The sequence below is a fragment of the Chondromyces apiculatus DSM 436 genome (genome assembly GCF_000601485.1).
In the GTDB taxonomy this organism is placed as follows: domain Bacteria; phylum Myxococcota_A; class Polyangia; order Polyangiales; family Polyangiaceae; genus Chondromyces; species Chondromyces apiculatus.
Window position 1 is genome coordinate 16,182 of record NZ_ASRX01000101.1, and the last position, 23,815, is coordinate 39,996.

General features: G+C 65.8%; 18 protein-coding genes and 1 pseudogene. 9 read left to right on the top strand and 10 right to left on the bottom strand.

Going from position 1 to position 23,815, the window contains the following annotated elements; genetic code table 11:
* The first annotated feature begins 128 nt into the window (after positions 1 to 128).
* Positions 129 to 452, top strand: coding sequence for a Grx4 family monothiol glutaredoxin (gene grxD / locus CAP_RS39645; protein ID WP_044250679.1), 324 nt, complete (start codon positions 129 to 131; stop codon positions 450 to 452).
* Here the strand turns inward: grxD and CAP_RS39650 are convergent.
* A complete protein-coding gene (locus tag CAP_RS39650) occupies positions 444 to 1,559 on the bottom strand; it encodes an esterase/lipase family protein (RefSeq protein ID WP_231511974.1) in 1,116 nt (371 codons plus the stop codon). The two genes, grxD and CAP_RS39650, sit on opposite strands and share 9 nt — an antisense overlap.
* A gap of 779 nt (positions 1,560 to 2,338) precedes the next feature.
* Between CAP_RS39650 and CAP_RS46600 the strand changes: the two genes are divergently transcribed.
* Positions 2,339 to 3,022: a hypothetical protein gene (locus CAP_RS46600; RefSeq protein WP_156041560.1), complete on the top strand. Its 684-nt coding sequence runs from the start codon at positions 2,339 to 2,341 to the stop codon at positions 3,020 to 3,022.
* Between the two features lie 27 nt (positions 3,023 to 3,049).
* On the opposite strand, the gene CAP_RS39660 is transcribed toward CAP_RS46600, so the two are convergent.
* From CAP_RS39660 to CAP_RS55435, 4 genes are read right to left on the bottom strand one after another with little or no spacing between them, the layout of a single operon-like run.
* Positions 3,050 to 3,619 (bottom strand): adenine phosphoribosyltransferase, encoded by a 570-nt coding sequence (locus CAP_RS39660; RefSeq protein ID WP_044250683.1) that lies wholly within the window; start codon positions 3,617 to 3,619, stop codon positions 3,050 to 3,052.
* 20 nt (positions 3,620 to 3,639) lie between these two features.
* Positions 3,640 to 4,407: a 5'/3'-nucleotidase SurE gene (gene surE, locus CAP_RS39665; protein ID WP_044250685.1), complete on the bottom strand. Its 768-nt coding sequence runs from the start codon at positions 4,405 to 4,407 to the stop codon at positions 3,640 to 3,642.
* 29 nt (positions 4,408 to 4,436) lie between these two features.
* Positions 4,437 to 5,981, bottom strand: coding sequence for an aldehyde dehydrogenase family protein (locus CAP_RS39670; RefSeq protein WP_081865746.1), 1,545 nt, complete (start codon positions 5,979 to 5,981; stop codon positions 4,437 to 4,439).
* Between the two features lie 43 nt (positions 5,982 to 6,024).
* On the bottom strand, positions 6,025 to 8,094 hold the full coding sequence (locus CAP_RS55435) for a hypothetical protein (protein WP_156041561.1): 2,070 nt from the start codon (positions 8,092 to 8,094) through the stop codon (positions 6,025 to 6,027).
* A gap of 972 nt (positions 8,095 to 9,066) precedes the next feature.
* Here CAP_RS55435 and CAP_RS56095 point away from each other — a divergent pair.
* From CAP_RS56095 to CAP_RS39685, 3 genes are all read left to right on the top strand, one after another.
* The gene (locus CAP_RS56095; RefSeq protein WP_503129132.1) at positions 9,067 to 10,110 is read left to right on the top strand and encodes a TolC family protein; all 1,044 of its coding nucleotides are present in this window, start codon (positions 9,067 to 9,069) and stop codon (positions 10,108 to 10,110) included.
* Positions 10,111 to 10,394: 284 nt separating this feature from the next.
* A complete protein-coding gene (locus tag CAP_RS39680; protein WP_044250688.1) occupies positions 10,395 to 12,593 on the top strand; it encodes a proton/sodium-translocating pyrophosphatase in 2,199 nt (732 codons plus the stop codon).
* Between the two features lie 72 nt (positions 12,594 to 12,665).
* Positions 12,666 to 16,010, top strand: a complete 3,345-nt coding sequence (locus CAP_RS39685; RefSeq protein ID WP_044250690.1) for a DEAD/DEAH box helicase — start codon at positions 12,666 to 12,668, stop codon at positions 16,008 to 16,010.
* A gap of 51 nt (positions 16,011 to 16,061) precedes the next feature.
* Here the strand turns inward: CAP_RS39685 and CAP_RS39690 are convergent, their stop codons facing one another.
* From CAP_RS39690 to CAP_RS39700, 3 genes are all read right to left on the bottom strand, one after another.
* A complete protein-coding gene (locus tag CAP_RS39690) occupies positions 16,062 to 16,628 on the bottom strand; it encodes an ExbD/TolR family protein (RefSeq protein WP_044250692.1) in 567 nt (188 codons plus the stop codon).
* 158 nt (positions 16,629 to 16,786) lie between these two features.
* Positions 16,787 to 17,347 (bottom strand): ExbD/TolR family protein, encoded by a 561-nt coding sequence (locus CAP_RS39695; protein WP_044250693.1) that lies wholly within the window; start codon positions 17,345 to 17,347, stop codon positions 16,787 to 16,789.
* 3 nt (positions 17,348 to 17,350) lie between these two features.
* Positions 17,351 to 18,028, bottom strand: coding sequence for a MotA/TolQ/ExbB proton channel family protein (locus CAP_RS39700; RefSeq protein WP_052376784.1), 678 nt, complete (start codon positions 18,026 to 18,028; stop codon positions 17,351 to 17,353).
* Between the two features lie 994 nt (positions 18,029 to 19,022).
* Here CAP_RS39700 and CAP_RS39705 point away from each other — a divergent pair.
* From CAP_RS39705 to CAP_RS39720, 4 genes are all read left to right on the top strand, one after another.
* The gene (locus CAP_RS39705; protein ID WP_044250695.1) at positions 19,023 to 19,685 is read left to right on the top strand and encodes a MotA/TolQ/ExbB proton channel family protein; all 663 of its coding nucleotides are present in this window, start codon (positions 19,023 to 19,025) and stop codon (positions 19,683 to 19,685) included.
* Between the two features lie 231 nt (positions 19,686 to 19,916).
* Positions 19,917 to 20,489, top strand: coding sequence for a biopolymer transporter ExbD (locus CAP_RS39710; protein WP_044250697.1), 573 nt, complete (start codon positions 19,917 to 19,919; stop codon positions 20,487 to 20,489).
* Between the two features lie 16 nt (positions 20,490 to 20,505).
* A complete protein-coding gene (locus CAP_RS39715) occupies positions 20,506 to 21,096 on the top strand; it encodes an ExbD/TolR family protein (protein ID WP_231511976.1) in 591 nt (196 codons plus the stop codon).
* Between the two features lie 133 nt (positions 21,097 to 21,229).
* Positions 21,230 to 22,156 carry a hypothetical protein gene (locus CAP_RS39720; RefSeq protein WP_156041562.1) on the top strand — a complete coding sequence of 309 codons (927 nt, stop codon included), beginning with the start codon at positions 21,230 to 21,232 and terminating at the stop codon, positions 22,154 to 22,156.
* A 67-nt stretch (positions 22,157 to 22,223) separates the two neighbouring features.
* On the opposite strand, the gene CAP_RS39725 is transcribed toward CAP_RS39720, so the two are convergent.
* Complete coding sequence (locus tag CAP_RS39725) at positions 22,224 to 23,477, bottom strand: glycerate kinase type-2 family protein (protein WP_044250709.1); 1,254 nt, start codon at positions 23,475 to 23,477, stop codon at positions 22,224 to 22,226.
* A gap of 2 nt (positions 23,478 to 23,479) precedes the next feature.
* A pseudogene (locus CAP_RS39730) lies at positions 23,480 to 23,815 on the bottom strand (hypothetical protein); the annotation flags it as partial.

Sequence of the window (23,815 nt, forward strand, 5' to 3'; positions counted from 1 at the left end):
GAGTTGACAGGGAGGGTAACAGGCCCAAGGTAGCTCGGTTGACTCGCGTTGCAGCACGCCCAGGTGCGTCGGCCGGCAATCAAGCGCGGCGGGTGAGCGCCGCACAGGGAGAGGGTCAAGAACGAGCCATGAGCGACATCCTTCAAGTGATCAAAGAGACCATCGAGGGCAACAGGGTCGTCCTGTTCATGAAGGGGACCAAGACGTTCCCGCAATGTGGCTTCTCGGCGCGTGCCGTCGAGATCCTCAAGCGCAGTGGAGCGGACTTCAAGGACGTCAACGTCCTCGTGGACCCAGCGCTGCGGCAGGGGATCAAGGAACTCTCGAACTGGCCCACGATTCCGCAGATCTACGTGAATGGAAAGTTCGTTGGCGGAAGCGACATCCTCGCCGAGATGCATGAGTCGGGTGAGCTGCAGAAGCTGCTCCGCGGGGATGAACCCTCACCGTAGCTTTGCGGCCGAGCCCTCTTCTCCGCTGATCATCCCAGCGACGATCTTGTCCACCACAGCGTCGAAGCGGTGACGGTTGAACCGTGCGCCGCTCGCGAGCCAGTCCGTGTGACCACCACGACCCGGGAAGTGGCCCACCACATCCAGGTGGTCTCCGCGTCCTGCCCAGACGAGCTTGCCCCACACCTGTGACGTGAGCGGTACCACGCCGTCGTTGGCATCCAGAGGTGGAACCTCGCCCAGCGCGGCGGCGAGCTTCTGCTCGACACCTGGCTCGAGAGCACGGCACGGGTAACGCGCGTCCTGCCGCGCAGTGATGTTCGACATCGCCGTGAAGATGGTCGCCGACATCGCGCCCCATGGTGAACGGAGCGCAGAGATCCAGTCGCGAACCTCGTTGCGCGGCGCATACGAAGCGACACTCTGGTAGTGCACACCAGGACGATCCTCCAGGCCGGCGTGGAACAGATCCATGGCTTCGGGGGTGAGCTGGATGATGGCGCCCTGATCGTCACGGAGGAGCTGTAGCCACGCCCGGAGCTCACGGCTCGAAGCCTCGTCGAGAACCCTCAGCACACCGTCGATTCCTCGATCGAGCAGCTCCAGCTCCAGCACGCCGACCTGAAGGCGACTGATGGCGGTCACCAGCACCGAGGCTGCCGCGAGCGGGGGGGCTCCGAGCTTGAGCGCTGTCACGGTCAGGGCGCTGATGGCGTACAGAAGCCTCTGACCACTGACGGTCGCGAAGAACGCGGCGAGGGGGGTTCCGAAGTGGGGGGTGTTCATGGTCGTCACCGAGCAGAGTCGATGCGTCCAGCCAAGGCGCCGTCCTGCGTCGCCGGGTAGGCGTGCCGTGGGGCAGGCGACCAGGCGCGCGTCAAGGCCGCCCGTGGAGTGCCCCACCAGATGAATGGGCCCGTCTTCATCCCCCGCGCTTTCGTCGATGAGACGGGCCAGCTTGGCGGCGCGGCGGAGGATGGATGCCGTAGGGTGCACCTCGCAGACGCGCACGACGATGTCACGTCCCCGGTCCCGGAAGCGCTCCTCGAGGGCCCGGATCAGGTGCTCGAAATACTCGAAAGAGGCGAGCCGGGCGAAGCCAAACATGCCCGGCGAGAGATAGATTCGGGTTCGCTCCACGCGAGAGACTGTGCCATTTCGTGGGCTTCCATGGAGCAGCGAATGGTGAGCGTCGCTCTTCTTTCAGAATCACGGTAGGCTCTGCCTCCGTGGAGGAGGTCGCGCGTGAGATCGAGGCAGCAGTCGGGGAGCAGCTCGGTCATTTCGGCGCTTCTGGGAGGGTCGTGTTCCTCGGTCGGCAGATCGAGCTTCACGGAGGTGGGCCCCCCGTCGTCCTCGAAGTCGACGCGATCGGTGAGCAGTGGTCCCTCTTGCCTCCGGACCTGCGACAACGGAAGACGCTGGATCTGGCCAGGAGGCTTGTCGAAGGGCAGCGTACGACCGGGCCTTTGCAAGCCGGGGCTGCAGGGGGGGGCCTCAACCCGATGGGGGGCGAGCTGGCGGGCTTTCGCGACCCACTCGGCCCCTCCCCGGGAGAGCCGAGCACGCTGGCGGAGCCCATCGCGCCCGGGAGAGCATCGTCCAGGAGCTCGGCTTCGGCGGGCCTCTCTGCAGGCGCTCCGGGCAGAAGGGCGCCCGATCATCGCGGCAGAAGCTCCGCACCGACGCGACTCATCGCCGTCCCGCTAGGGGCGGTCGTACTGGTTGGTCTGGGGGGGTACTTCACCTATCGGCTGGTCAACCCGTCGTCTCCCTCCGTCACGCCGGTACAAGCGTCACCCGTGGTCGAGACACCGGTCGAAGACTCTGCACGCATCGCGCGCGTCTGCGAGGCCGCGCGGAGGCGCATCTACTCCGGGGCATCGATGGGGGCGCTGGACACGGAAGGCTGGGTCGCGGAGCTGTGGCTAGCTGGTCGCAAGCCGGTCCACGAGGCCTTCGGGCGCTTCATTGCAGACGGTAAACTCACGCCGGAGACCGATGCCGAGTTCGGTTCATTGAAAGATGGGCGCGTCGAGATCGCTCCGGGGTTTGCGCGCGAAGAGGAGGCGAGATTCTCGGGCTGGCACGCAGCTACGTTGCGGTTCTCGGGCGATTACATGAGGGCGTTTCTGGAGCCGGCGCTGCGTCCACGCTTTCTTGCGCTCTCGGAGCGGTTTGCCGACGCCGCTCAGGCGGAGTTCGGCGCTCTCTACGGTCGATGTGCTCATCTTTCGTACCGAGAGATGGGAGCCTGGGTACACGGTTCGGCGCCCCCTGCGGCCGCAGCAGCACTCGTGCATGCGATCGGCTCCTTCGCCGAGAAGCCGGCTGTCAACCGACATGCGCTGGAGGCGCTGGGGGGAAAGACGCCGCTCGATACGCTCTGCGCTGCCGGGGTGAAGCTCGATGCAGACGCGCTTGGCTCGCTGATCGGCGCCGAGGGAGGGAGCCTCACCACGCGAGAGGGAGGGGCCATCAGCATGACGTTCCCGCTCGGGGGACCCATTCGTGCGACTCGTGCGAGCCGGATTGTCGCGCGCAAGCTCAAGGTCGGTGAGGGGGAGTGATCACCCCGGCGGGGAACGCTGCGCAGCTCACGGGCTGGTGACGTGGATGAGCGCGTGAACCTGAGCCTCGCCATCATGGGCGAGGCGGCTGCGTCCGAGGAGCGCATCGAGTTCGATCACGAAAGCGAAGCCGGCCACGATGGCATGCTGACCACGTGCAAGGGTCGCGGCCGCAGCAGCAGTTCCACCCGTGGCGAGGACGTCATCGACGATCAGGACGTGGGCTCCGGGGCGCAGGGAGCCCTTGTGCATTTCCAGCTCCGCTTCGCCGTACTCCAGGGCGTAAGCCACGCGGTCGACGGCCGCGGGCAGCTTCCCAGCTTTGCGCACCGGTACGAGGCTCGCATTCAGCCGAGCCGCCAAGGCGCCCCCGAACAAGAAGCCACGGGATTCAATGGCAATCACAGCATCGATCTGGCGACCAATGAAGGGGTGAACCAGGAGATCCAGCGTCATGTGGAAGGCGCGTGGCTCCGCGAGCAGGGGAGTGATGTCCTTGAAGAGGATGCCAGGCCTGGGGAAATCAGGCACGTCGCGAAGATGGGCCTGCAGGTAACGGGTTGCTTGTGCAGAGAGAAGGGCGTCTTGCTCGAACATGGCGGCTGGCGGGAGGCGTATCAAGCTGAGCCGATATGGTTGATGAGTACTGCCAGGAGATCGGTGTTCCGCTGTGTCGAGATATCGAGCGTCAGGGCGGTGATCCCCACCGCTCCTTCGTCGTAAGCCTCGGTATCGGAGCCGACCACATGATCGTGTCGCACACCAGCGCCGCCGATCCAGAGGTACTCGTGGCCGCGGGGATCCTCACGGAAGACCACTTCTTCGGAGTAGAGCCGAACCCCGATGCATGTCGAGCGGATGGGCCACGAAGCACCTGCCGGAATGTTCACGTTGAGGAGCGGTGCAGGGCGGGCCGCCACCGCGGAAGTTGCATGGTAGAGCGCCAGCGCGAGCTTCGCACCCAGTGCGGCAGCGGCCCCCCGTTCTGCCTTCGCGTCGGCGGACAGCGCGATGGCGGGAATGCCACGCAGAGCGCCTTCCCGGGCTGCAGCCACGGTTCCTGAATAGAAGATGTCCGAACCCAGGTTGGGTCCGTTGTTCACGCCCGAGACCACGACGTCCGGGCGCCGCGGGAGCACCCGTTCTCCCGCGTGAAGGGCAACATAGATGCAATCGGCTGGGGTGCCATCGAGCGCAAAAATGGCAGGTCCATGCTGACGCAGCCGGAGGATTCGATGCAGGCTGAGCGAGTGGCTGGTCGCACTCTGATTGATTTCAGGGGCGCAGACCACGACGTCAGCGAGTTGCGCTAGCTCAGCATGAAGGGCGATGAGGTTTGGCGATGCATAGCCATCATCGTTGGAGAGGAGGATCAGCGGTCGCATGGAGCGCGTGTTCCAGGCACGGATACCCGTCAGCCGCCGAAGAGCCGCTTGGGTAGCGCGATGATGAGCGCCACTGCGGCGGCTATCCGCCCGAAGAAACCTGCGCCTCCGCGCACCTTCGCCAGAGAGAACGCGACGCGTCGCAGAGATGGCGTGTATGGATACCACCAGAGTTCGCTGCGGGCGCCGCTGCGATCCTCCAAGATGAACCTCGGGCGCGTGAGATCGCTCAGCGCATGAGGGCCATTCGTGACGCCGTGGCCGCTGTCGCCGACTCCCGTCCATGGAGCACCTGGCACGGCTGCAGTGAAGCCATGGTTGTTGATGGTGACCACGCCCGAACGCAGCCTGCGAGCGAGTGCTTGGGCCACCTCGTAACGGCGTGTCCAGATGCTCGTGGTGAGACCGAAGCGCGTGCCGTTGGTGCGTTCAATCGCTTCGTCGGCACTTTCCACCACGATGATCGGAAGGATCGGTCCGAACGTCTCCTCCTGGAGCAACGTGATGTCTTCGTGGGTTACGCGAACGACCGTGGGGGGGAACTCGAGTGAGCCCTCCTCGGGCGCGCCACCCACGAGAACTTCGGCACCTCCAGCCTCTGCTTCCGCCAGGTGTTTACGCACGATGGCACACTGGCGCGCAGTGGTCAGCACGGCTGTATCCACGCCTGGCTTCAGCTCACGGGTGAGGGCGGAGACGCGATCAATGAACCGCTCTGCAACCGGGCGCTCCACGTAAACACGCTCTATGGATGCACAGTTCTGCCCCGCGTTCGTGAAGGCTCCCCAGACAATGCCGCGTGCTGCACGCTCCAGGTTGCAATCGGAGAGAACGATTGCTGCGTCCTTTCCGCCCAGCTCGAGCGACACTGGAATGAACCGCTCTGCACAGGAGACGGCGACTTTACGGCCCGTGGCAACGCTGCCCGTGAACACGACCAGATCCACCCCAGCGTCGATGATTGCCGTTCCCACGTCACTGCCACCCTGCGCGAGCTGCAACAAGCCAGCAGGGAGGAGCCCGTCGAAGAGTGACGCCACGAGCGCGCCAGCGCGTGGGGTGATCTCACTCGGCTTGAAGATGACTGCGTTTCCTGAGAGGAGTGCCGGAATCAGCGTGCGCAGGGGAATGGCGACAGGATAGTTCCAGGGTGTGATGAGGCCGATCACTCCCCGCGGTTCCCGGCGCACGGAACCTGCCTTGCCTGGGTAGGAGAGAGGATCCAGCTCGACAGGCGTGTCTTCCAGGAACTCCTCGGCGGAGCTGACCCAGTAGTCCACCAGGTCTGCGTTGGGGAGCACCTCGGCGAGTACGGCTTCTTCGACTGGCTTGCCACACTCCAGCCTCAGGAGGGACGCGATCTCCTCGGCGCGTTCCAGGAGGCGCTTCTTGACCGAGGCGAGCAGCTCGGAGCGCTCGCGCACCGAGGTTGCCATCCACGTTCGCTGTACCTCTCGCGCCTTGGCGACGAGCTCCGGCACCCTCTCCGGTGGTGTGGCTTCGACTTCGGCAAGCGCCGAGCCATCGAGAGGACTGTGCCTGGGGAAGAGTTCCTCCCCCGAACCTGCGCTCATGATTCGCTTCTAACCTGCTCTGGTGAGAGCTTCGTCGCGTCTCTCAGGGGTACGGTTCGCCGTCACCACCCTGCCGCGGAGAGGGAGGGGGAGTGCCACTTGGAGCTGCGCCACCAGGAGGCGTGTCACCGGGAGGCGTGCCACCAGGAGGCGTGTCACCGGGAGGCGTGCCACCGGGAGGTGTGCCACCCGGAGTTGCACTGCCGGGAGCCGCTCCGCCCGGAGCCCCACCACCGGGGGAAGGCGGCGGGCTGGCCCCCGGAGAGAAGGAGACGGTCGTCGTAGCTTTGCAAGCAATGATGGCCGGCTGCCCAGGCGCAACCCACTCGGGGACAGCAGACGCATCCGTCGTCAGCTTACCCAGGCGCACATTGCGGGTACCACACAGCACCGTCAGCGGTTCACCCGTGTTGCCAGAGAAAACGCCGTTCACGTAGACGCTGGCCTGCTGGGGTGAGTTCACCACCAGGTATCCCTTGGTTGCTGGGAGCGTCGAAGCATCCGGCGGGGGGGCAGCGCTCGCAGCGCTGGCCGTGGGCTCTACCGATGCTGCAGGAGCCGCAGTGTCGATGGGCGCGGCTGTCGGTGCGCCATCGTTCACAGCCGACGCGCTGGGAGAAGACGGCGGCTGCTGGCCGGTTGTCTCCGCTGGCTTGAGCGTGGGGGTGGAAGACGGTTGGTTCGGACTCGGAGGTACCGGATCGGGGTGACCACCATACTTGCTGAAGCCCCAGTAGGCGGCCGCTCCAGCAAGGGCGCATGCCGCCACCGCAAGGAGCAGCAGCGAGGGGGACTTCTTGCCGGGTTGAGGCTTGCTCTCCGTGCCCATTCCCGGGCGGCGACGTCCGATCTCGGTCGGCTCTTCTTCGCTCGCTCGTTGCGCCTCGGGCTGCTTCTGGCTCGGCTTGACCTCGCCAGCAGGTTTCTCCGCAGGCTTGGTCGCATGGGTGGGAGATTTCCCGTCCGTCTTCTTGCCGTCCGCGGCCTCTGTCCGAAGGGCTGCCGCGGCGATCTCGACGGAGGGAGCGTCCGTCGTCTTCTCTTCCTCGACGGATGAGGCAATCACACGCGCATGCGAGCGCGACGACGGAACTGCGGTCTCCTCATCTTCCAGTCCCGGCTTGCGGGTCGCAGCAGCGAGCTCCTCTTCAAGGCCGGTACGGACGACGGTCGGTTCATCGTCCACAACTTCGAGCCCCGGACGCCCTGCTGGAGTGACGTCGACCTCACGGCGCGGCGTGGGCGGCGGCTCCTTCGTGTCGATGGCGTCGTGATGGGCATCCCCGGACAGGTTCGACACCGCGGCCGTCGGGGTCGCGGGACGGGTAGCATCCGAGATGGGGATGATGGGAGCGATGTCGACAGGTTTTGCGCGGAGGGCTGCAGCCTGATCGACTGGCTTGTCCGCTGCTCTGTTCGGCGGGGCCACGGGCAGCGCGCGGCCAGGTGCCGCGCTCGGATCGTCCGGCAAGACATCTGCGAACGAGACCTCGCTCTCGTAGTCCGGGCTGGTCGTTACGCGAGGAAGATCGAAGAGTCCGGGCAGCTTTGCCGGGGGCTTCTCGACGGGCGCGGGCGGGGCATCGAGATTGTCCTCGAGGTCGTCGACTTCGAAGAGCTTGGCTCCCGTCTCTGGCCGCGAAGGAGCGGGCGCTCTGGGAGGGGGCGCACCCGGGGCCTTCGCGACCGCAGCGGGCTGTGTCTTGGCTCCAGCCGGGGGGGTCGCAGGTCTGGCAGCCGGGGCCACGGGCACCTTTGCCACTCCCGCAGCGGGCGCGACGACCGTGGGAACTTCGGGCTTCGCTGGGGGCGCGGCTCCCGCTGCGGGCGTCGCGGGCTGCTTGGGCTGAGCACCGGCACCGGTGAGAGGCGGGGCCAGCGCGGTCAGTTTCGGTGCCTTGCCAGCAGCCGGGAAACCCTCGGGCGAGTGTGCCTCGATGGCGCTGATCACGTCGTCGAAGCTGGGCTCGGGCGTGCTCGTGGCACGGACTCCCGCGCTGTTCAGGAGCGCCCCCCCCGCGAAATCCTGCGAACGTGTGCGCGGTAGCGCAGCGTTCCGATGGACCTTCTGGAGGAGCGCTTCGAGTGTGGCGACTTTCTCTGCAACGTTCACGCAGGGCGAGCATATCGCGGCTTGGCGTTGTTGCGCCATCTAGCTGCAAGGTCAGGGTGCAATCCGCCAGAAGCGCGGCGATCTCGCCGTACTTCCTGAAGGCGCGACCTGCCTCGGACCCTCAAGAACTCTCTTGGAGAGGGCAAGCCCTGTGTAGAGTCCATCTCATCAGGCAAAACCGAGGTTTCTGGTCGCGCTGGTGGCAACGCGAGAACGGCGAGATGCCTTTGCTTCGGTCACGACGACCACCAAAGGGAGGAAGCCGGCAAAGGGAGGAAACCGATCGGCTCGGTACATCCTCGTGAGGAAACTCGTCAGGGGGCTGCGCCGCGATCTTGACTGCGATGGCGGGCACTCATAAGTGACCGGCCGGTCATGAAAGTCTCCGCCTCCATGCCACGTCGATCGTTCCGCGGCGAGCCAGCGCTCATTGCTGCGCTCTCTGTTTTGCTCCCCGCTTCGCTTGCTCAGGCGCAAGGCGCCCCTGCGCAGCCTGCTGAGTCGCCCCCGTCCCAGACCGCGCAGGCGGTCTCGCCGGTAGCAACTCCGGCGGCTCCTCCGCCCACCACGGCGCGCCCCGATCCTGTGCAAGCTGCGCTGGCTCCCAAGGCGGGTGGGCTCACACCGGATGAAGTCGCGCAAGCTGCAATGCGCGTGCGTCCTTCGCTGCAGTTGAAGCAAGCTGAGCTTCAGCAGGCTTCCGCTCGCGTCAATCAAGCACTCGTCAGCTACTTCCCTCGGGTCACCGTGGGGGCGAGCTTCACGTATCAGAACCCCGTCGTGAACTCGCTCGGAGCAGGGACGACCAATACGGCCTCCGTGGTGGCACTCCCGGCTGAGCAGGGAGGGGCTGCGCCTCAAGGTCCCGTCACTGTAGGACCCTGCACGGGAGACCCTGCGACGGACTGCCTCCTGGTCGGCGGGCAGCCTGCGCAGATCCTGGCCGCCCCCACGCAAGGCTTCGAGTTTCCGGTGATCACCAACAGCTACCAGCTCACTGCCAGCGTTTCCGTTCCCATCTCGGACTACGTGCTCCGCCTGTCCCAGGGGTACACGGCGGCGACGCACAGCGTGAAAGCAAAGGAGCTTGAAGTACAGGCCGAGGTGCTCACCATCGCCGCCGACGCAAAGATCGCCTTTTACAACTGGGTGCGGGCCCGAGGGAACCTCGTCGTCGCGAAGGAGGCCGTGGCGCAAGCGCAGGCGCACCTCGAGGATGCACGACGCTCTTTCGAGGTCGGGCGCCTGTCGCGCGCGGACGTTCTACGCCTCGAGGCTCAGGTCGCGAGCGCGGAGCAGGTCGTCGCCGAGACCTCAGCACTCGTTTCGGTTGCTGACGAGCAGCTTCGCATCGCCACGAATGCTCCTGCTGAACGGCGCTTCGAGATCGGTGTGAACGTGATGGGCACGCAGCCAGCCCCACCCTCGGACTCGCTGCAGACTCTGCAGCAAGAGGCGTTGCGCAAGCGCCTCGAGATCCGTGCGCTCGATGAGACCATCTACTCCCTCAAAGATGTCGAATCGGTGACCCGGGCAGGCTACCTGCCACGCGTGGATGCGACCGCTTCGGTCATGTACGCCAACCCGAACCCCCGCGTCTTCCCGATGACCCAGGACTTCCGTGCAACATGGGATGCAGGGGTGCGTCTCACCTGGACGGTGAATGACACCTTCAGCAACATCGGGTCTATGGCCGAGGCTCGTGGGCGTACTGCCGCCGTGCAGGCCCAGAAAAATTTGATGCGCGACAGCCTTCGCCTCGAGGTCGCATCAGCCTACAACGACGTGCTCAACGCCTCGAGTCGCATCAACTCGGCAGAGCGGCAGCTCACTGCTGCGGAAGAGACGATGCGGGTCCGAGGCGAGCTCTTTCGTGCCGGTCGAGCGACCAGCGTTGATGTGGTGGACGCCGAGACGGAGCTGACGCGCGCCCGACTCGCGCGGCTCGATGGCCGCATCGGCCTGCTCGTTGCGCGTACCCGTCTCGACCACGCGGTTGGACGCGACATCAAGTAAACACCGGACGCAGCGCCGTAGGGGCGAGCCCAGGCCGCCTCCCGACAGCTCCTTCTTCCCTTGCGCGGCCAGCGCGGCCGGAGTAGGGAAGGACGTGCGTTGCCACATGCCGCTCCTTGCGGCTGGGTCGACGTCAAATAACCGTTGCTCCCAGGCTTCACGCCAGGTCTTCCAGAGCTCCAGTCACCCTGGAGACTCTAGACCTCGGCAGAGCATCTCGGAGAGGAGCGTGACCCTGAGCACTGGCCGGGCCGTTCCGTCTGTCGCGCCTCAGTCTGCACGAAATGACCGAGCTTGCGCTCATCTTCGGCGGCGGCCTCCTAGGGCTCGCATTCGCGGCATACCTCGCCCGATGGGTGGTCCTGCGACCACTGCCAGAGCCTGAGGTGGCCAGGGTCGCGTCTCTGATTCAGGGCGTGGCGGAAGCGTTCTTCAGGCGGCAGAGCGGCGTGATCGGAGCCGTCAGCGCAGCGGCTGGCGGGGCGATTTTCCTCGCTTACGGCCTGCTCCGCGGCGCTGGAGAGAAGAACCCGGTGCCAGCGCTGGAGCTTGGCGTCTGGTTGACGGTTTCATTCGCGATCGGCGCAGCGAGCTCGGTGGCGACGGGCCGTATCGCAACGTGGACGGCAACGAGGACCAGCACCAAGGCTGCGAGTGGCGCCCGCCGATCTCTGGATCTCGCCTTGCAGATAGCAATGCGCGGCGGCGCCGTATCTGCACTGTTCGTAGCTGGTATCAGCCTGCTCGGTCTCGGTGGACTGTTCTCAGCCGTCTTCGCTCTCCACGGTGGTTTCGGGGCGGAGCCGGGGGAGGCACTCGCCCTGGTGCCAACCCTCCCGTGGGTGATCGCGGGCTATCCGCTGGGCGCATCCTTCGCTGCACTGCTCGCGCAGCTCGGAGGAGGAACCTTCGCCAAAGCCGCAGATCTCGGTGCTGACATCGCTGGCGCGGAGCTGGGACTCGCTGACGATGACCTGCAGAATCCTGCGACTCTGGTTGATCTGGCAGGCGATGCCGTCGGCGATGCCGCAGCACGCGCCGCAGGGCTGCTCGCCACGATCGCGGCGGAGAGCATGGGCGCGATGGTGGTCGGGGCGATGGTCTTTCGCGTCAATGAAGGGCTTCCAAGCGCTCTCGCCCTGGTGCTCTTCCCACTGGTCGCGTGCTCTTTCGGGCTGGTCGCAGCCGTCTTCGGGGTCATGGTCGTTCGCACCGACGACCGCGAGAACGCCTTCAATGCCCTCGTCCGAGGCATCTACATCACTGCTTTGCTGCATGCGGTCGGCGTCGCAGGTGCAGCAAAGTGGCTGCTTGGGGAGCACTGGATAGCCCTGTTCGCCTGTGGATGTATCGGTATCGGTAGCGGCGTCCTCCTGCTTCACATCACGCAGTACTACACCGAACAGCGTTACCGCCCTGTTCGTGAGGTCGCCGAGGCAGCACGCGGAGGGCCTGCCCTCATCACTCTGCGAGGATTGAGCATCGGTCTGGAGAGTTCCGTCACTCCCCTCATCCTCGTCGTGCTCGCCGCGTTCGGAGCTTACTGGCTCGGAGCGCGAACCGGTCTCGTGGGCGGAGGACTCTTCGGGATAGCCGTTGCGGCGATGGGCTTGCTTGGGATCTCTGGCTACATGCTCGCGATGGATGCCCTGGGCTCCATCGTGGACAGTGCAGGAGGGATCGTCGCGGTCACGGTTGGTCGCGAGAGGCCCGATGTTCGTGGCAGGACGCTGGTGCTCGATGCGGTGGGGAACACGGCAAAAGCGGCAACCAAGGTGTACGCCTCGGGCGCTACCGCGCTCGCATCGGTGCTCCTGATCGCGGCTTACCTGGACGAGTCCCGCCGTCGTGCGAACCTGCCGAGTCAACCAGGTTTCACGGTTCGACTGGATGGTCCTGAGGTCTACCTGGGCGCCCTCGTGGGCATCTTGCTCGTGCTCTGGCTGGCGGGAAGATGCATCCGCAGCGTTCTTCAGGCGGTGCGCCGGGTGGTCGACGAGGTTCGCCGTCAAGCAACCAACCCACCACCAGGCTTCATCGGAGACCATGAGCCCTGTGTGGAAATGGTGTCGCGCGCCGCACTGCGGCAGATGATCTGGCCCGCGGTCATCTCGGCGTCGGCACCGATCGCCGTCGGACTTGTCTTGCGCTTCGCGAGGACGGAGGATAATCCTCTGGTCGCCGTAGATTCTGTCGCGGCCCTTCTTGTGGCTGGAACAGTCGCTGGCGTCCTCGGATCGCTGTTGCTCGGAAGCACCGGGGCAACTTGGGACAACGCGAAGAAGTACATCGTGACAGGGGCTCACGGCGGTCGGTACCTCGTCGATGAAGCTGGCGCCCGAGCGGACAATCCCACCTACGGCGCAGCCGCAGTGGGTGATGCTGTAGGTGACCCCCTGAAAGACGCCGCCGGTCCTGCGATTCACGTGCTCGTCAAGCTGCTTCCTGCGGTCACCATCGTCTTCTTGCCATTCTTCATCTGAGCCGTGCTGCTCATCGCCATCGGTACGAAAACTGCCGGCCTTCGCCGCGCCAGGACATGAATTGAGCTGAATGTGCCGTCGCCCATTTCTGACGCCCTCTCCACCCTCAGTGATCGCGGGCTGCGACGTCTTCTCGGAGCCCGTACCTTCCTTCGCGGCCTTGAGTACTTTCGCCGCCGTGTCGTTGAAGACATCTCCCTCCAGGAGACGTCTGCAACCGGGACCGTGCGTGCTGCGGACTCTGAACCCTATGGCGTGCGGGTCGAACTCACCCCGGACGGGATCAAGTCTCAATGCTCCTGTCCTGCCTTTCAAAAGGCTGGCCAGCACTGCAAGCACGTCGCTGCGCTCCTGATCACGGTGCGTGATCACGCGCGCGGCTCTCAGCCCCGACGCGAGCCGCCTCCGGCTCCAGCGATCCTGCCGCAGACGGCTCATGCGGGGGGAGCGAACCCGAACCACGAGGCCCTCAAGCGTGTACGGCGACGTGACCGCCGTGGGCGCGTCTCTCTGATGCCTGCCATGCCTGTGCAGCCTGCGGCCCATCAGAGTCCCTCGGTGACGGCAGTCAACCTGACCGCGCCTGCGCAGGACGCGACCGCCCGGCAGACGGGCATTGGTGCCTGGTTGCCTCCGGAGGGTGTTGCCGGGGCTCGTCGGGTCGAGTTCCGGCTGCATGTACGTCAAGGCGCGCTCACCGTCACGGTGCTCGATGCTGAAGCGCGCGTTCCGGTCCTGCCTTCCGCTGCGCTGTCGTGGCAGGCCGTGTATCCGTCGCCCGATCGTGACGCCCTCCGGCTCCTCTCGCGCTTCGAGAGCGGCAACCCGCGCCACCCTGCGGTCGACATCCGCGGTGAGGACGTGGCCGAGCTCCTGCCGTTGCTCGAAGGGCAGCGGGTGCTGCTCGAACCGGCGTTGATGCAGCTTCGGTTCTCCGAAGACGTGCTGCGCCCTCGCTTCGACCTGGAGACCGTCGGGGGAGACACCATCATCGTCAAGGCGAGCTTTGAACGTCCGAATGACCGGCGGCGCTTCTCCCTCCTCTCGGGAGGCTGGTTCGAGGGCTGGCCGGGCTGGCACATCGACACCCAGGAAGGGATCGCGCGTCGCGTGGACAGGCGTGTCTCACCTGCGGCCATGCGCCGGCTGTTGCGATCACCGACCATCGGCGAGCCCATGGCGGAACTCCCCCGGATCATCATGCAGGGGTTGCCGAAGATCGCCCTGGAGGTCGGGGCCGAGTTGCCGGATCTCGGGCAGATTGCCGACGTGGTCGACCTGGTACCTACCTTCCGCATGCGCGCCGGCGGCTCCCTGATGGAAGCCCAGGTCTCGCTCTTTGCCGCCTACGGCGACGCGGAGGTCGCCGTCCGAGCCGATGGCATCACCCTGCCGGTGATCGTCCAGCCGCCTGAAGAAGGAATGAAGCGAGCGCGCTGCGTTCGTCTGGACATCGCGGCTCAGCAAGAAGCTGCGAACAAGCTCCTCTCGCTGGGCCTCCAGCCTGATGAGTCGGGTCAAGGCTTCACTGCGAGCGGAGACAACGCGCTCCGCTTCTGGACGGATGGTCTCGGCGAGCTTCCGGACGACTGGGATCTCTTCGTGCCCGAAGACCTCGTCGACACGCAGGTTCGGGGCAAGCCCATCAGCGTGTTCGCGAAGGTGACGAGCGGGATCGATTGGCTCAACGTCAAGTTGAGCTTCGAGAGTGAAGGGCTGGGCGTCGATCGGGAGGAGCTGCGTCGCTGCCTCGCCCAGGGCAAACGCTACGTGCGCCTCGAAGACGGCTCGTTTGCGCCCTTCGATCCCGATGCGATCCGCGCGATGCTGGATCGTGAGATCGAGCTGCTCACTGTGGCGGGCAAGGGCGGACGCATCCCCCTCGCGCAAGCAGGCAGGGTGCAAGAGCTGTTGCAGCACACGGCTGGAACCAGCGTCTCGGCGGGTGCGCGTGAGCTGTTCCACAAGCTGAGCAGTCTTGATGAGATCAGCAGCACCAAGAAGCCTCGTGCCCTCAAAGCGACACTGCGCCCCTACCAGGAGGCGGGCCTGTCGTGGCTGAAGTTCATTCACGACATCGGCTCGGGTGGCGTGCTCGCGGACGACATGGGCCTCGGCAAAACGGTGCAGACGATCGCGCTTCTGCTCGCCGTGAAGCAGGAATCGAAGCACCTGCGCGCCTTGATCGTTGCTCCCACCAGCGTCGTCATCAACTGGGAGCGTGAGCTTGAGCGCTTTGCACCGTCGGCCTCCGTTGCGCTGTGGCATGGCGCAGACCGCAAGGAACAGATCGATGCCGTGAAGGAGGCCGAGGTCGTGATCACCAGCTACGCGCTGCTGCGTCGTGACGAGGACTTCCTCACCAGGCAAGACTTCGACTACGCCATCCTCGACGAGGCGCAGCACATCAAGAACCCACTGAGCGCGACGGCTGCGGCCGCGAAGCGGCTCAAGGCCAAGCGAAGGCTCGCCCTCACCGGGACGCCCATCGAGAACCGACTCTCGGAGATCTGGTCCATCTTCGACTTCGTCTCACCCGGGTTGCTGGGGCCACTCGACAAGTTCGAGCAGCGATTCTCTCGGCCGATCGAGGCAGGCGACTACAAGACCGCCCAGCGACTCCGGGCTGTCATTCACCCCTTCATTCTGCGCCGGACCAAGTCGGAGGTAGCACGCGATCTCCCCGAGAAGATCGAGACGGATCAGATCTGCGATCTGACTGGAGAGCAGCGTGCCATGTACCTCAACGTGGCGCGCGAGGTTCGTGCCCAGGTGATGGGCGAAGTCGAACGAGTCGGCCTCGCGAAGAGCCAGATCCAGATCCTCGCGGGCCTGACGCGCCTCCGCCAGGCCGCATGCGATCCGCGCCTGCTGGGACTTCCTCGCGACTTCACCGACGAGGACTCCGGCAAGCTCGTCGCGCTGCGCGAGCTCGTCTCCAACGCGGTCGAGGGAGGCCACAAGGTCCTCATCTTCAGCCAGTTCGTGATGATGCTGAAGATCATCGAGAAGGCGATGAAAGAGGACGGCGTGGCGTACGAGTACCTCGATGGCTCCACGAAGGATCGCATGGATCGCGTGGAGCGGTTCCAGAACGACCCGAGCATCCCCCTGTTCTTGATCAGCCTCAAAGCAGGCGGCACGGGTCTCAATCTGACAGCCGCGGACACGGTGATTCACTTCGATCCGTGGTGGAATCCAGCCGTGGAGCAGCAGGCCACGGATCGCGCTCACCGCATCGGTCAGACCAAGGTCGTGACAGCCTATCGGCTGGTGGCTGCGGGCACGATCGAGGAGAAGATCCTGCAGCTCAAAGCGAAGAAGAAAGAGCTCGTCGCTTCCGTGCTGAGCGAGGACGTGGGGGGCGCCAAGAAGCTCACCAAGTCCGACCTGGAAGAGCTGTTCTCCGTCGACTGAAGCAAGAGCTGACCCGGGGCCCGTCACGACCTCGCCGGTCAGCTCCTCAGCTCATTGCTTCCCGCTCAAGACCATCAGGTGGTACTTGCCGAACTCTGTCTGCCCCAGGGTGAACAGAACCTCGATGAGGAGTCGGTAAGGGGTCGTCGCGTCCGCAACCACGATGGCCTCCGACGTGGAAGCATCGAGCCCCTTCGCAGTCCGGATGGCCTTGTCCGTTTCGCGCGCATGGGCAAGCGCATTGGCGAGGGGCACGATGTAAAGATCGTTGGGGCCGCCCCGCTTGTACTTCGCGTCCAGACCCGTCTGGGTGAGCTGCTCTCGGCCCGGGAGAAGGGCGACGGGCGTGGGATCGTCACCCACCAGGATCTGCGACTTGGAGATGACGATGGCCACGCCTTCTTGCGAAGGCTCGCCCTGCATGACCGAGCGCGGCAGCGTGAGGTCCTTCGACTGGGGGAGCGAAGCGGAGGACGCCCCGACGCTCTTCAGCATGAACACCAGGATGATCGTCATCAGATCGAGCATCGCCGTGATGTTCAGGAAATCGATCTCCGGCTCTTTATGATTCCGCCGGATCGCTTTCCGCAGCGCAGCCTTGTACTTGACGATGCTCACCCCAGGCGTCGGCGCTGCCGCTCGGCGATCTCCCGACGCAGATGAACTCGACCTGCTGCGTGCGTCGTTCTGGCTTCCAGAGCCGCCTTGGCCCGCTGGATCAGGAGGCGCGTGTCGGTTGCTCTCCGCGTGGTCGGTGAGAGGACGCCGATTCTCGCTCATCGCGTTACCCCGAAGTGAACGTCTGGAAAGAGCTCGTTCTCCCCTTCGCGACGGAGTGCGTCCATCGTGCTCACGATGACCTGATACTCGATGTCTGCGCTGGCGGTGATGGTCACCTGAGTCTCGTCGATGAACTCGGGTTGCGCTGTCTTGAGCCGCTTCGCGCAAGCGGTGACGGCTGCGTAGTCATGCGCGCTGCTCACCATGGGGATCGTGATCCCGGAGCCCACACCGGTGCAGCCAGGGGCGATGTTGCCCCCTGACGTCTTCAAAGAGATCCCCTGGCTGGTGATGAAGGCCGACAGGTTGAGCGCTTTGCTCGAGATGTCCGAGCGCACCTTCCCCCCACCGATCGCCGGAGGCGTCGTGTCCACCGACGAGATGAAGATGACCGATACGCTCGCGAGCACGAAGATCATCACGTTCGTGATGATGTCGAGGTAGGGCACGATGTTGAGTTCACCTGCCTCTTCTCCAGGAGCCGGCTCCTTCGGTTGCGACAGGCGCCGGATCTTCGAGCGCTGTGCCGGACTGAGGCTCTCTCCTGCGTCCGACATGCGCTAGTAGCTCGGCTTGTTGCTGATGGTGAGCAGGTTGAACACCCGCTCGGTGGTGGACTCCAGGTCGTGCTGGATGTTCTTCGACCGCGTGTGCAGGAGCACGTGCGCGATCATGCAGATCACCGCGATGCCCAGCCCGAACGCGGTGTTGTACATCGCCTCGGCGATACCGTTGGAGAGCATCCGCTGCTTGTCGGCCTGAGAGAGCCCTTGGGCCGCGATCGCGGCGAAGGTGTTGATCAGACCGAAGACGGTTCCGATGAGCCCGACGAGGGTCGCGATGTTGGCGAGCGACCACAGCGCACCGATGCGCTTCTCCACCTGCGGCTTGAGCTCGGAGAGCTTCTCGCTGAGGGCTGCATCGATCTCGTCTGCGCCCTTGTTCGCGTGGGTGAGCCCAGCCTTGACGAGCTGCAGGATCGGATAGTCGCTGGCGTCGCAGAGCTTGATGGCGCGATCGATGTTCCCCGCCGCGACGAGCTTCTTGATCTGTGAGAAGAACTCCTTGGAGTTGACCCGGTAACGACCGAGCTGGAACGCCGTCCGCTCGATGATGATCGTCACGACCACGGCCGACACCACGAGGTTTGCGATGAGGAAGGTGGGGTTGTGCTTGATGGCAGCCCACATCCCGCCTTCGCCGCCCCCTTCGGCCGCCAACATCACCAGAAGACGCATCCTCGCAGTTCCTTTCTCGAGCCCGCGCGCATGAAAAACCGTCGAAAACCGGCGCTTGGGGACTATAGCCGCCGGCAGATCCTCCACGCAAGCGCGGCGCGGCCAGGCGTCGGCGCACTGTTTCGCGTGTCCAGCGCGCCGAACGCGTCGAGCAGCGCTCATCGCAGCGCAGAGATGGAGCCGTGACGCTGCGCAACGGAGACTCTTCGCGCATCGAGGGGTGGCCACGCCGCGCGCGGTGCGTGCCTTCGCCCGTCTCCAGCGTCTCCGTGCACCCCGTGTGAGGGCGCTCTGCGCGCACGATGCAAACGACAGAGGCCCCGAAGGTGCCTGGCCAGCCCCTCGCCAGCGCGTGGCCAGCGCCTCGCCAGAAGGCGCCAACCTGCGGATTAATGAAAAGTTTCTGCCGCACGGTTGTCCATGAGCATGGGCCAAATCTTTCTTGACGGCCCCGTGTTCCACTCGCGAAGATGAACACCTTCCTGGCCAGATCCTGCAGAAGCGACGCACCGCGCTGCAGTGAGCGGCATGGCGCAACGACGCGCTGCGTGCAGCGGTCCGCGACGTCGTTCTACGCTGGCTGGAGCTTGAGGCTCTCATCGCATCCCCGCGTCGCGCGTTCCGGCGAGGAGTGCTGGGACGGGTGAGCCGGGAGGCCAGAAAGCCAGGCGTGCACGGCCAGCGGAGAGGTTTGGGCTCCATCCAGTGGGAGCGCGAAGAGCCTGGCGTGTCCGTGGGCCGCGCTGCAGGTCCCCGGAGACGAACGTTGCGCCTGCGGTTCGCGCCACACAGCCCTCTTGCGAAGAGCGTCGGCGCTCGGCTAGCGTCCCCTAGCGCTCGCGGCGCACATCACGCCGCTCCGGCACCGGACTAGAAGGAACGAAGCTGCAGCAAGGCGCCAAGGCCGGGCGACAAACTCTCTGCCCAGTCTCACGATCGGATTCAATGCGGAACCTCATGCTGGTGACGCGAGGCGAACTGGAGGACACAAGCAATGCACGGTTTGTATGAAGCATTCAAAGAGGGTGGGTGGGGGATGTGGCCCATCCTGTTCTGGTCGATCGTGACGATCGGCATCATTGTCGAGCGCGCCCTCTATCTGTTCGGCTCGTCGATCAACAAGGACGTCTTCCTCGCCACCATGCAGAAGTGCATCCTGGCAGGCGACGTCGCGAAGGCCGTGAAGATGTGCTCGGCGGCGAACGCGCCCCTCGCCCGCATCGTGCAGGCGGGCCTCGTCAAGGTGAACCGCCCCGACGAGGAGGTGCAGGCAGCGATGGACGAGGCCGCGCTCCGTGAGATTCCCAAGATCAGCGCGCGCACCTCGTACCTCGCGCTCCTCTCGAACCTCGCCATGCTCTGCGGCCTCCTCGGCACGGTGGCCGGCCTGATCAAGTCCTTCGGCTCCGTCGGTGGTGAGTCCGTCGATCCCAGCCAGAAGGCGCGCATCCTGGCCGCCGGCATCTCCGAGGCGATGAACTGCACCGCGTTCGGCCTCGGCGTCGCCATCATCGGCCTCATCGGCTACGCCGTGCTGAACGGCAAGACGCAGAGCCTCGAGGACGACATCAACGAGGCCTCCGTGCAGGTACTCAACCTCGTGATCGCGAACCGTCAGAAGGTGAACGTCGCCGCGGTGGGTCAGCAGCCTGTCTGATCGCCTGTGACGTTGCTGCGAGGATGGGCCCACCACGTACGCCTCGGCGTCAGCGTGGTGGGTCTGCGGCTTCCTGGTCGAAAATTGATCTTCGGCTCGGGAACCCCTGGGCAGAACCTGTGTCGTATTCAGAGCCTCAGGTCTGTCCAGCATCGGTAGGTGAACGGACTGCTGGGGAGTGGTCGTAAGGCGCTTGGGTGGGTCCTCAGGGCCCACGGTTGGGAAGGCAACATGGGTGGCGTAGACGTTGGCGATAGCGGCGGGAAGAAGCGGTCGACGAACACCGAAATCAACATGGTTCCGTTCATCGATCTGCTGATGTGCACGATCTCGTTCCTGTTGCTCACCGCGGTGTGGGTCACGAACTCTCGGATCAACGCGGATGCACAGGTCCCTGGTCCCCCGGACCCCAATCAGGAGCTGACCCCGCAAACCCCCGAGAAGGTGCTGAACCTGCACATCGCCGAGAACGATTTCGGCCTGGTGTGGAAGCAGGGCGCCACGGTGGTGAGCGAGGTGCGGGTCCCCAAGGTGCCTGTGGAGATCAAGGACGGAGGGCGCACGCTGGTGCGCTATCCGGAGCTGGGCAAGAAGATCGAGGAGGAGTGGAAGCAGCAAGGTGGTCATCGCGACCCCAGCGACAAGAAGCTCGATCAGGCGATCCTTCACACAGACAACCGTCTCCCGTTCAAGGAGATCATCGCCGTCCTCGACGCGCTCTACTCTCCGAAGCGCGAGATGAAGATGGCAGACGGTCAGGTGAAGCCGATTCCGGCGTTCAACATGACGTTCTCGGTGCGGTGAGGAAGGAAGAGTCGCGATGTCCGGGATGCACGATAAGTTTTCGACCAAGCACCACAACCCGCACGCTCACGTCATCCACCAACCTGGCAAGCGGCTCCTCAAGAAGGTCCCGCTGCGGTTCGTGTGGAACAAGGTGTCCGGGCACGGCAGGAAGGGCGTCAGCACCTCGCTCAACCTGACCGCCTTCATCGACTTCCTCATCACGATCGTCGTCTTCTTGCTCATGTCCTTCTCGGCATCCGGTGAGATCGCGGTCGACAAGAACGTCAAGCTGCCCAAGGCAGAGAACGTCGATGACGTCGTCGATGCGCCCATGATCGCCGTGAACGGCAACCAGGTCCTCGTCGACGGGACGCTCGCAGGGTCGACGCGCGCGATCGAGGAGCTCGGCCGCATGCAGAAGGTCGACGAGCTGTTCAACATTCTCAAGAACAAGCGCGAGCTCTGGAAGCAGGTCGAGCCGAACCGGCCCTTCCCCGGCGTCGCGATCCTCCAGGTCGACGCCGACATCCCGGCGATCGTCGTGAAGAGCGTGTTCCAGACGGCTGCGTTCGCGGGCTACCCGAACGTGAGCTTCATGGTCCAGAAGCTCCCCAAGTCCAACTGAACCGCCGCAGGGTCGTCGCTCTTCGAGGGACGGCCTGCGTAGCGGAGCACCCCCGATGTCACACCAAGAGCCTCGTGAGCGTGGGCTGTCCTCAGTCGCCGACGCAAGGCGGGGGCGCAGCACCCAGCGCTGGATGCCCCCGAAATTCTGGGCCTACGCGGGCATCGTGCTCGCCGTCACGCTGATCCTGAACTGGAAGTGGTCTCAGGGGCAGATCGAGAGTTCCCGCCAGAAGCTGATGGCCAAGCAGCGCGCCGTCCTGGTGGAGCTGGGGCCCCGGTGGACCGAGCTGCGCGATCGGGTGGAGCGCTGGACCTCGGAGCTCGCCCGTGAAGCCGGTCCTGACGTGATCGACAGAGAAGCGCTGAAAGGGTGGGACTTCCGGCAGATGCCCGGTGTCTACCTGCGGCTGCGCACCGACCAGGTGGGCACCGCCGAGGACATTCGCAAGGGTGCGGTCGGCTCGCTCCGCGACGCGTTCACCGCCTGCCTCCTCCGCGCGAACAACCAGAACCCACTCGCTGGCAAGGAGTGCCAGCGGACCCGAGACTGCGCCCAGGGCGAGTACTGCAACGAGAACGACCACTGCTCGCGCCCCGTTCAGCCGTTCAACCTGCGGATCGCGTACCGGACCCTGCGCGTGCTCTCCGACGAGTTCGTTCGCGACGTCCAGGGATCGAACGAGCTCGGTCTGCGTGCCCTCGATGGCACGTTCGAAGACATCATGCGGGACGACATGCCGCTCGCCACCGAGCTCCTGACCCGCGCGCAGTACTACCTGGTGGTGCTCGACGAGCCCGCCGAGGGCGCGAAGGTGCAGAGCACCGAGGACCTCCTGGCCACGCCACACCATGCCCGCATCGGCGTGTGGCGCCTCTCGGACGGCAAGCTGGTGCTGCGGCTTCGACGAGAAGCGAGCGCGGACCTGAGGGGTGGAATGCCGGTCGTGGACGCCGATGTGATGGCTGCACAGCAGCGCCAGGCGAATAGCTGCGCGCTGGCCCTCTCCGTGCGTCAGGCCATGGGTGATGCCTCGGCCGCCGCTGTCGCTCCTGAATGAGAGAACCGGGGGAGCGCTCTCCCGGCCCGCAAACTGCCCTCAGCCATGCTCACCCCACCGCCACGGCTCACCTCCGCGGAGGTCCCCTGACGACGGCATGCACATCGGACAGGTTGTGACCTGTCGGATCGCCCACGAGCTGGGTGCCTAGCCTCCGGTGAAGGGGGCCATCGTCGAACCTCCCCAGCGCCGCGTCGATCTCGCCCACAGAGACGCGGGCAGCATCGGCGCCGCTGACGAGCGCTCCTGCCGCGCCCGACGACCCGTCGACACCGTCGCTGGCTGCGCAGAGCAGCGCTGCATCGGGCGGCAATCTCTGGAGGGCTGCCAGGGCCACCCACCCTGCACGGCCCCCCTCGCCGCGGCGCGCAGGCAGGGTGATGGTGGGCTCACACGCGATCACCAGCGCCTCTCCGGGGGCCAGCATCGACGCTTGCGCCACCCGTCGTGCCGCGACGACCTCGGCCTCTCCTGCCTCCGCGGGCGCCACCCGCGCTGCCCAACCACGCGCTTCGAGGGCAGCGGCGAGCGCTTCTGCGAGGGCGTCCGGCGTCGCCAGCATCCGGCTCTGCTGCGCCCCCAGGCCGCGCACCGACGCAGGATCGAGGGACTCCCCGAGCGCCCCGGCGAGGCGCGCGAACTGCGGCGCCCAGCGCAGCAGCGCGGCGTGCGCCTCATCGACGCACGTGGGATCCGGCACGGTCGGCCCCGAGCCAATGTCATGGGGCAATCCCCCGATCACATCGCTCATCATCAGCGTGAAGGTCACTGCAGGGGACGCCGCGGCGGCGACCCTCCCACCTTTCACCTTCGACAGGTGCCGCCGCACCAGGTTGACCTCCTGGATCGGCGCCCCCGCATCCAGCATCGCCGACACCAGCGCCTGCTTCTCCCCGAGCGACACCCCTGCCGGCGGCACCGCGAGCAGCGCAGAGGCCCCGCCCGACACCAGCGCCAGCAGCAGGTCCCCCGCCTTCAGCCGTCCCGCCAGCGCGAGCGCCAGCTCCCCCGCGGCCACGCTCCTCTCATCGGGCACCGGATGCGCAGCCGCGCGCACCTCCACCTTGGGCCCGAGCGCCAGCCCCTCGGGCAGCCTCGGGACCACCACCAGCCCCTCCGCGACCCGCTCCCCCCACGACCCCATCGCCCCCAGCGCCCCCAGCGTCATCGCCCCCGCCGCCTTGCCCACCGCCAGCAGCGCGACCCGCCCGGGGACCTGCGGCACGTCCTCCAGCGCCTGCGCCACGAGCCTCCCTGGCTCGAGCGCCCCCAGCGCTTCCCCGAACGCCTCCCGCAGCGTATCCACCCATCCCGGGCGCACGCTCACCACCCGTCGCGCGCGCCGGACCCCCCGGACTCCGCAGCTCCGGTCACCCGCCGTCCCCCGCCCGCGCGATCGACACGGTCACCCGCATCCACCAGGTGCACCGGCACCGTCTGGTGCCAGCTCAGGGTCAGGGACAGCAGCGCCCCCCGATCGAGCACCCCACGGCTCCCGTGACCCTCCAGATCCGCAGCCCTCCACCGCAGCGCGCCGCGCAGATCGAGGTGAGGCCCCGACGCTGTGGTGAAGAGCGGCAACGAGACCGAGAGCGCCAGCTCCAGCCCTGGACGGCCTACCCCCGCCGTCGCCCCCCCCTCTGCCATCGCCCCCCCCTC

Coding starts and splice junctions, on each gene's coding strand:
- grxD (WP_044250679.1), top strand. CDS start 129: ATGAGCGACATCCTTCAAGTGATCAAAGAGACCATCGAGGGCAACAGG.
- CAP_RS39650 (WP_231511974.1), bottom strand. CDS start 1,559: ATGTTTGGCTTCGCCCGGCTCGCCTCTTTCGAGTATTTCGAGCACCTG.
- CAP_RS46600 (WP_156041560.1), top strand. CDS start 2,339: ATGGGGGCGCTGGACACGGAAGGCTGGGTCGCGGAGCTGTGGCTAGCT.
- CAP_RS39660 (WP_044250683.1), bottom strand. CDS start 3,619: ATGTTCGAGCAAGACGCCCTTCTCTCTGCACAAGCAACCCGTTACCTG.
- surE (WP_044250685.1), bottom strand. CDS start 4,407: ATGCGACCGCTGATCCTCCTCTCCAACGATGATGGCTATGCATCGCCA.
- CAP_RS39670 (WP_081865746.1), bottom strand. CDS start 5,981: ATGAGCGCAGGTTCGGGGGAGGAACTCTTCCCCAGGCACAGTCCTCTC.
- CAP_RS39680 (WP_044250688.1), top strand. CDS start 10,395: ATGACCGAGCTTGCGCTCATCTTCGGCGGCGGCCTCCTAGGGCTCGCA.
- CAP_RS39695 (WP_044250693.1), bottom strand. CDS start 17,347: ATGTCGGACGCAGGAGAGAGCCTCAGTCCGGCACAGCGCTCGAAGATC.
- CAP_RS39700 (WP_052376784.1), bottom strand. CDS start 18,028: ATGCGTCTTCTGGTGATGTTGGCGGCCGAAGGGGGCGGCGAAGGCGGG.
- CAP_RS39705 (WP_044250695.1), top strand. CDS start 19,023: ATGCACGGTTTGTATGAAGCATTCAAAGAGGGTGGGTGGGGGATGTGG.
- CAP_RS39710 (WP_044250697.1), top strand. CDS start 19,917: ATGGGTGGCGTAGACGTTGGCGATAGCGGCGGGAAGAAGCGGTCGACG.
- CAP_RS39715 (WP_231511976.1), top strand. CDS start 20,506: ATGTCCGGGATGCACGATAAGTTTTCGACCAAGCACCACAACCCGCAC.
- CAP_RS39720 (WP_156041562.1), top strand. CDS start 21,230: ATGCCCCCGAAATTCTGGGCCTACGCGGGCATCGTGCTCGCCGTCACG.